Annotated in this window: 7 protein-coding genes; 2 read left to right on the top strand and 5 right to left on the bottom strand. The window is 71.4% G+C overall.

Translation table 11 applies throughout. The features are described from left to right. Positions 1–71: 71 nt before the first annotated feature. From DW299_RS11820 to DW299_RS19130, 3 genes are all read right to left on the bottom strand, one after another. Positions 72–818 carry a hypothetical protein gene (locus DW299_RS11820; protein WP_136036705.1) on the bottom strand — a complete coding sequence of 249 codons (747 nt, stop codon included), beginning with the start codon at positions 816–818 and terminating at the stop codon, positions 72–74. 58 nt (positions 819–876) lie between these two features. Then, positions 877–2,337 (bottom strand): cardiolipin synthase, encoded by a 1,461-nt coding sequence (gene cls, locus DW299_RS11815; RefSeq protein ID WP_136029579.1) that lies wholly within the window; start codon positions 2,335–2,337, stop codon positions 877–879. Between the two features lie 86 nt (positions 2,338–2,423). Continuing rightward, positions 2,424–2,597 (bottom strand): hypothetical protein, encoded by a 174-nt coding sequence (locus DW299_RS19130; protein ID WP_168387235.1) that lies wholly within the window; start codon positions 2,595–2,597, stop codon positions 2,424–2,426. A 110-nt stretch (positions 2,598–2,707) separates the two neighbouring features. Between DW299_RS19130 and DW299_RS11810 the strand changes: the two genes are divergently transcribed. Further along, positions 2,708–3,820 (top strand): DUF4192 family protein, encoded by a 1,113-nt coding sequence (locus DW299_RS11810; RefSeq protein WP_136029577.1) that lies wholly within the window; start codon positions 2,708–2,710, stop codon positions 3,818–3,820. Positions 3,821–3,831: 11 nt separating this feature from the next. Here DW299_RS11810 and lysS read toward each other — a convergent pair whose 3' ends face one another. Next, on the bottom strand, positions 3,832–5,364 hold the full coding sequence (gene lysS, locus DW299_RS11805; protein WP_136029575.1) for a lysine--tRNA ligase: 1,533 nt from the start codon (positions 5,362–5,364) through the stop codon (positions 3,832–3,834). Positions 5,365–5,444: 80 nt separating this feature from the next. Between lysS and DW299_RS11800 the strand changes: the two genes are divergently transcribed. Further along, positions 5,445–7,331: a DUF2207 domain-containing protein gene (locus DW299_RS11800; RefSeq protein ID WP_136036704.1), complete on the top strand. Its 1,887-nt coding sequence runs from the start codon at positions 5,445–5,447 to the stop codon at positions 7,329–7,331. A gap of 6 nt (positions 7,332–7,337) precedes the next feature. Here DW299_RS11800 and DW299_RS11795 read toward each other — a convergent pair whose 3' ends face one another. Then, positions 7,338–8,036 (bottom strand): DUF2520 domain-containing protein, encoded by a 699-nt coding sequence (locus tag DW299_RS11795; RefSeq protein ID WP_206251817.1) that lies wholly within the window; start codon positions 8,034–8,036, stop codon positions 7,338–7,340. Positions 8,037–8,140 lie beyond the last annotated feature (104 nt).

Genomic DNA, 8,140 nt, shown 5'->3' with positions numbered 1-8,140 from the left:
CCCGGGCGCTCTGCTGCTGGCGCTGCCCGCCGGCCACCCCGTGCACATCCTCTGACGGGGCGGCGCCGGGGTCAGCGCACCTGCACCGTGCCGTCGAGTCCGCCGCCCACGAGCGTGAGGGTGAACGGCGCGTCGTCGTCCACGTCGTCCTCGGGGAACTCGATCACGGTCGCACGCGGGGCCATGTCCATCGTGCACACCTGGGTGTCGTCGGTGACGAAGGTGACCGTGCCCGCGGAGCCCGAGCCCTCGGCCGATTCCACGACCGGCGGGCATCCGGACGAGCCCCACGTCAGCAGCACCAGCCCGCCGTCGTCGAACCATCCCGCGGACGGCTCGTACGACGTCGGGTCGCCCGGGGTGCCGGTCGCGTCCGGGTCGCCGTCGAGGTCGATGTCGTCGGAAACGTCCCCGTAGGTCACCTGGAGGGTGATGTCCTTGGTCGGATCCACGCCCTCCGGCAGCGCGCCGACGCTCGCGCGCGGAGCGAGATCCGCCGTGCACGCCTTCTCCGTCGCGCCGTCACCCTCGGGTTCGACCAGCGTGACCGACACCGTCTGGCCCTCCGCGGAGACCTGGTCGACCTGGGGCAGGCACGTGGAGGAGCCCCAGCTGACGACCGCGAACATGCGCCCGTCGTCGAGCAGTGCGCCCTCCAGGTCGCCCGAATCGTCGCCGCCGCCCGCGTTGCCCGGACCGCTCGACGGCTCCGATGTCGAGTTCGGGGCGGTGTTGCCCGGACCCACCGTGCAACCGGCGAGGAGCAGGGCCGCGGCGAGCGCGGAGGACGCGACGAGGAGGAGCCGGCGAGGAGTCATGCCCTCAGGGTACTCGCGGCATCCTCCCCTGCCTACGGGCCTCGGCGCGCGGGGCCGGTCACTGCAGCGCCGAGGTGAGCCGCGCCAGGTTGTCGAGCACGGTGGACCGCAGCGGCTGCTGCATCCACTCCTCGAGCGTGAGCTCGCGGCTGAGCGACCGGTACTTGTCCTCCACCTCGCGCATCTCCCTGACGAACTCCTCGCCACGGACGAGCATCGACACCTCGAGGTTGAGGCCGAACGAGCGCATGTCCATGTTGCTCGAGCCGATCACCGCCACCTCGTCGTCGATCGTGAGGCTCTTGGTGTGCAGGATGTAGGGCTTGCGGTACATCCAGATGCGCACCCCCGCCCGCAGCAGCACCTCGTAGTAGCTGCGCTGGGCGTGGTAGACCATCGCCTGGTCGCCCTCCTCCGAGACGAACAGCTCGACCTGGACGCCGCGATCGACCGCTGCGGTGACGGCCAGCAGCAGCGCCTCGTCCGGGACGAAGTACGGGCTGATGATCATGATCTGCTTCTTCGCCGCGTACAGCAGCGCGAGGAAGAGCCGGAGGTTGTTCTCCACCTCGAACCCCGGACCGGACGGCACGACCTGGCAGTCCAGATCGCCGGAGCCGATGTTGGCGTGCGCGATGTCGATCTCCTGGAGGACCACATCGGTCTCGCTGTACCAGTCGCTCAGGAAGATGGCGTTCACGCTCAGCACGACCGGGCCGTCGAGGCGCACCATGAGGTCGACCCAGTGCAGTCCGCGGCGGATGTTCTTGCGCAGGTTGTAGGTCGAGTCGGTGATGTTCTGCGACCCGAGGAACGCGATGTTCCCGTCGACGACGAGCAGCTTGCGGTGGTTGCGCAGGTCGGGGCGCTGCATCTTCCCCTTGAGCGGCTGCACGGGCAGCATCAGGTGCCAGTCGGCCCCCATCGCGTTGAGTCGTGCGACGGTCTGGCGGTAGCGCGGCTTGCCCCGGTTGGCCCAGTGGTCGAGCAGGACGCGCACCGCGACCCCGCGTGCCGCGACCTCTTCGAGCGCGCGGAAGAAGTTGTCGGTCGATTCGTCGGACTGCAGGATGTAGAACTCGACGTGCACGTAGTCCTGGGCGGTGCGGATCGCCTCCGCCATCTCGTCGAGCGACTCCTGGTAGTCGGAGATCAGGTGCGCGCCGTTGTCACCGGAGAGCGGGAGGGCTCCGAGGCGCTGGTTCATCTGCACGATCGGTCCGAACCACGCGGGGGCGTTCGGACGCAGCGTGCCGAAGTGCAGGTGCTCGCTGGTCTCGGCGATGTACTCGTTGATCTGGTCCTGCTTGCGGCGGCGGGCCCGCGGCAGTCGCGGGTTGCCGATGAGGAGGAAGAGGAACACGCCGACGAAGGGGATGAAGAACACCGCCAGCAGCCACGCCATCGCTGCCGTGGGACGCCGGTTGCGCGGGATCACGATGATGGCGGTGACGCGGATCGTGATGTCGAGGAGCAGGAGGAAGACCGCGAACCACCAGCCCCAGGTCCAGGCTGTCATCGCACCCCCTCGCCCGCATCAGGGGTCATGACCCCGGTGCGCGCCAGACCAGGCACGCTCGCTTCACAGTAGCGGATGGGTCGGACTCAGGTGCGCGGCGGGAGTCCGCGCGCGGCGCGTTCCTCGGCCTCGATCTGGGCGTGCACCTTCCGCTCGGTGCGGTCGAAGCGCAGGATGCCGCGGAGGACGACGACGAACACGATGCTGACTCCGATGGTCGGCAGGAGCGACCATGCCGCGGCGAGCCAGAAGTTGTCCATGACTCCATGGTACGCGAGGGTCTCCTCCACAGAGCCCGGTTCCCACGAATGCTCCCCCGACTGCGGGTTCGCGGCCCGTCACGCGATGCCCACCGGGCGATGCTCTCGGGATGACCACCGTGCTCAACGCCTCCGACTCCGCCCAGTTCCTGGGCATCGTCCCCACCCTCGCCGGGTTCACTCCGCGCCGGAGCATCGTGCTCCTGCCGTTCCGCGGCTCCCGCACCGACGGGGCGATGCGGCTCGACCCGCCCGACGACGCGATGCCCCCCGGCCGCTACGCCGCCTCGGCCGTGCGGCTCCTGCAGCGCGTCCGCGGCACGGACGGCGCCGCCGTCGTCGTGTACACGGACGAGGAGAGCGTCACGACGGCGGACGGCCTGGTGCTGCCCGGCGCCGTGGTGGTGGATCATCTTCTCGCCGGCCTGCGCGGTGCGGGCATGCGAGTGATGGATGCTCTCTGCGTGACGCCGGGCGGGTGGAGCAGCTACCTCGACCGGAAGCCGACGCTGAAGCCGCTCGCCGAGATCGGCCCCACGCCCGCGCACCCCTCGATCGGCGACGTGTCCGGCGACCAGCTCGCGGGAGCCCGGGTTCCGCGCGTGGGGGCACCCGAGCGCCAGCGCGTCGAGCGCGCGCTGACCGGGCTCCGCGGCGCGCTGGACGGGAAGGGCCGCGTGTCCGGTCGGGAGGATCCGCAGGCGCTCGCCGCGCTCGCGCTGCTGGACGACCTCCCCGGGCTCTTCGAAGCGGTGCTGAAGGGCCCGGACACGATCCCGCCCTTCGCCTGGGCGGCGCTGCTCTGGTGCCTTCAGCGCCCCGCGCTCCGCGACGCCGCCCTTGCGCAGTGGGCGAGCGATCGAGAGGGCGGTATCCGTGCGCTCCAGGCGCAGCTCGCCTTCACCGCCTCGGGCAGCCCGATCCCCGACGAGCTCGGGCGGGTGTTCGTCGGCCGCGGACCCGCACCCGATCCGAATCGGCTCCGCAGCGCGTTGCAGGTGGTGCGTCATGCCGCAGCGAGGGCACCACGCACGGCACGACCCGCGCCCCTCACCGCAGCGGCGTGGCTGTCGTGGGCACTCGGCCGCGCCACGCACGCCGGTCGCTACGTCGAGCTCGCGCGCGACATCGATCGGGAGTACAGCCTCGCCATGCTCCTCGAGCGGCTGATCGCCGAGGAGGCGCTACCCGACTGGGCCTTCCGCGGACGGACCCGCCGATGAACGGGTGCCGGTCACTTCACGAGGGGGAAGAGGATGGTCTCGCGGATGCCCAGGCCGGTGATGGCCATCAGCAGACGGTCGATCCCCATCCCCATGCCGCCGGACGGCGGCATGCCGTGCTCGAGTGCCCGCAGGAACTCCTGATCGATCGGCATCGCCTCGACATCGCCACGGGCCGCGAGCTTCGCCTGCTCCTCGAACCGCTCCCGCTGGATGACCGGGTCGACCAGCTCCGAGTACCCCGTCGCGAGCTCGAACCCGCGGATGTAGAGGTCCCACTTCTCCACGACGCCCGCGATCGAGCGGTGCTCGCGCACGAGGGGCGAGGTGTCGACGGGGAAGTCCATCACGAAGGTCGGGCGCACCAGGTCGCCCTTCACGAAGTGCTCCCAGAGCTCCTCCACCAGCTTGCCGTGCGTGGCCTGCGGCGGCACGTCCACACCGTGGGCCTGCGCGAACGAGATCAGGTCCTCCACCGCGTCCTGCGGCGTCACCGTGCGGCCCGACGCCGCCGACAGCGACTCGTACATGGAGATGCGGTCCCACTCGCCGCCGAGGTCGTACTCGGTGCCGTCCGCCCAGGTCACGGTCGTCGAGCCGGAGACCGCGATCGCCGCCTGCTGCACGAGCTCCTGCGTGAGGGCGGCCATCTGGTTGTAGTCCCCGTAGGCCTGGTAGGCCTCGAGCATCGCGAACTCGGGGCTGTGCGTCGAGTCGGCGCCCTCGTTGCGGAAGTTGCGGTTGATCTCGAACACGCGCTCGATCCCGCCGACCACGGCCCGCTTGAGGTACAGCTCCGGAGCGATGCGCAGGTAGAGCTCGGTGTCGAACGCATTCGAGTGCGTGACGAACGGACGCGCCGACGCCCCACCGTGCTGCACCTGCAGCATCGGGGTCTCGACCTCGAGGTAGTCGTGGCTCGCGAACGTCGCCCGCAGGCTGGCGTTCACGGCGGCGCGCGCCCGGACGGTCGTGCGGGCCTGCTCGCGCACGATCAGGTCGAGGTAGCGGCTGCGCACGCGGCCCTCCTCGCTGAGCTCCGCATAGGCGTTCGGCAGCGGCAGGATGGCCTTCGACGCGATCGCCCAGTCGTCCGCCATGATCGACAGCTCTCCGCGGCGGCTCGAGATGACCTCGCCGTGCACGAACACGTGGTCGCCGAGGTCGACGTATTCCTTCCAGTCGGCCAGCGACTCCTCGCCCACGTTCGCGAGCGAGACCATCGCCTGGATGCGGCTGCCGTCGCCGGCCTGCAGCGTCGCGAAACAGAGCTTGCCGGTGTTGCGGCTGAAGACCACGCGGCCAGCCACCCCGACCACGACACCGGTCTCCGCGCCCGCCTCCAGCTCGCCGTACTCCGCACGCAGGGCGGGGATCGAGTGGGTCACCGGCACGCCCACGGGGAACGCGCCGCCCCCCGCATCCGAGCGTCGGGCGATCAGGCGCTCGCGCTTGGCGAGTCGCACCGCCTTCTGCTCGTGGACGTCGTCCTCGGGGGAAGAGTCGGTCGTGGCCGATTCGGGCGCGGCGGACGCGTCAGTCATGTGCGGGGCTCCTTGAAAGTCTCCCCCAGTTTACCGAGGCGCGATGCGGGCCCGCGGCCGTCGCTGGGTAGCCTCGGTGCATGGCCCTCTCCAGGATCGCCCGCGCTTCCGCCGCCCTCGTCCTCGCCGCCGGCGCCATCGTCCTCCCCGTCGCATCGGCCTCCGCCGCTCCGGCACTCGCCTCCGCCCGGTCGGACCGCGCTGCGGTCGCGCCGGCAGCCGCGGCCGCTGCGGCCGCCGCCGACGTGGACGACTTCTCGTACGCGTCGTGGGACGCCACCTACGACCTGAGTCTCGTCGACGGTCGCGCTCGCCTCCACGTGACCGAGACCCTCGTGGCACGGTTCCCTGAGTTCGACCAGAACCGCGGGATCGTCCGGGGCCTCGCGACCTCGTACGAGAACGCCCGCATCGACACCCGCGTGCTGTCCGTCACCGACGGCGAAGGGCGCGACGTCCCGTTCGAGACCGACGACGAGGACGGACTGCTGCTGGTGCTCACCGGCGACGACCAGTACGCGCGCGGCCTGACGACGTATGTGATCGAGTACGAGATGAGCGATGTCGTCTTGGCCACGTCGCCGAGAGACTCCGCGACGCCCGCGGTCGACGAGTTCTACTGGAACCTCCTTCCGCTGGACAGCACGCAGCCGATCGAGCGGTTCGACGCCGAAGTCCACGTGGACGCCGCGCTGGCCGCGAGGCTCACCGGTTCGACCCGCTGCTACCAGGGGCCGGCGGGATCCACGACCGCGTGCACGCTCGACGGTCCAGACCCCACGGGCGACGGCGCCACGTTCCGCACGTCGGCGGCAGACCTTGCGGCCGGGGACGGCGTGACGGTCGCGATCGGGTTCGAGGCGGGCACCGTGCAGCAGCCACCGGCTCGCACGCCCGACCCGGTCGCGGACGTCGGGCCGCTGATAGCGGCGATCGGCGCGGTCGGCGTCGCGGTCGCGGGGTGGCTCGCCGTTGCAGGTTTCACCCGACGTCGCCGCCGCGCGACGGGGATCGTCGTCGCCCAGTACGACGTGCCCGACACGCTGCCGCCGCTCGTCGCCGCCGCGGTCATCCCGAAGGCGCAGGACGTCATCCCCGCGGAGATCGTGCACCTCGCGGTCCGCGGAGCGCTGCGCATCGAGGAGGGGGACAGCCCCGAGCAACCCCGACTTCGCCGTCTTCCTGCTGGTTCCGCACCGGACGAGCTCGACGCGGCCGCCCTCGACGCCCTGTTCCACGGCGCCGACGCGGAAGGCGTGGTCGACCTGCCGACCGCGAGCGAGAGCTTCGCCGCCCGCATGTCGGCGCTCACCACCGCCGGGTCCACGGCCGCCGCCACGCGGGGCCTCACGGAGCGGGCCCGGAGTCGCGGCGCCGTCGTCGTGCAGTGGTGTGCCATCGCGATCGCGCTGGCGGGCCTCGGGGTGGGCATCTGGGCCGTGGCGAGCGGGCGGCTGGCCGCGATCCCGGCGCTCGTCGCCGCGGCGTTCGCCGTGGTGCTGGTCGGCATCGCCGCCTTCTACTCGTTCTCGAAGCACACCGTGCTCACCCCGGAGGGTGCCCGTACGCTCGAGTACCTCCAGGGCGTGCGCGAGTTCATCCGCGTGGCCGAGGAGGACCGGCTGCGCATGTTGCAGTCGTACACCGGGGCGGAACGCCGTGAGGTCGATGGTGCCGAGGTGATCCACGTGTATGAGCGACTGCTGCCGTACGCGATGCTGTTCGGGATGGAGGACGAGTGGGGCGAGGTCCTCGAACGCGCCTACACCCGAGAGCAGCGCGGCGCGGCCTGGATCGGCGATCCCACCTCGCTCGCGCTGCGCGTGCAGCTCGCGGCGTTCATGTCGTCGTCGCAGTCGGCGGCGACGTACACGGCGCCGACGACCGGGTCCTCGTCGAGCGGCGGATCGTTCGGCGGCGGCTTCTCGGGCGGCGGGGGCGGCGGCGGCTTCTCGGGCGGACGGTGAGCGCCGTCAGATCAGGGGTGGCGGCTCGGACGACTCGCGCAGCGCCCGCTCCACCGTAGACTGCACGAGCGCAGACAGGTACCCCCCGGGATTGTCGACGCCGATCTCCCGCAGCCGGGACGTGGACTGCCCGATGATCGACCGCGAGAACTCGGTCACAGTCGCGATCGCATCCGCGTACGCAGGCCGGTCCGCGTCCGCGATCACCACCGGTTCGCAGCCCATCTCCACGGCCAGCGCCTGCGCGATGGGAAGGACGGCCGCGGGAGCGGTCACCGCGGCATAGCCGGCCTGCAACTGACGGAGATCGATCGATGTCCCGGTGAACGTGATCGCCGGGTGCACCGCCAGCGGGATCGCTCCGCGCTCAGCGGCAGGACGGAGCACCTCGATGCCGTGCGCCGCATCGGTGTGCAGCACCAGCTGACCCACCTGCCACCCACCCACTTCGGCGATGCCGGCGACAAGCGCCGGGAGCTGCTCGGAGGGCACGGCGAGGATCACGAGCTCGGCCCGGCGGACGACCTCCTGCGTCTCGAGCACGGGCACACCGGGGAGCACGGCCGAGGCTCGTTCGTCGTCGGATCCACTGGTCATACCGACGACGGCGTGACCTGCGCCGGCGAGCGCAGCGCCCAGCACGGGCCCGACGCGACCTGCACCGACGATGCCGACGCCCAGCCGGCCGTCCCGCATGGCGCTCATTCCTCGGTCGGAGCCGGCCTCGACGACCGACGGGTCGGCGGAACCACGGGCGGCTGCACGGGGGGCGTCGGCGGCGGCTGCACCGCGGGAGGCTGCACCGGAGG

The sequence above is a fragment of the Microbacterium sp. K35 genome, assembly GCF_004794375.1.
Classification (GTDB): Bacteria; Actinomycetota; Actinomycetes; order Actinomycetales; family Microbacteriaceae; genus Microbacterium; species Microbacterium sufflavum.
The sequence above is the reverse complement of the archived record's forward strand: the minus strand, read 5'-3'. Positions and strand labels throughout refer to the sequence as shown.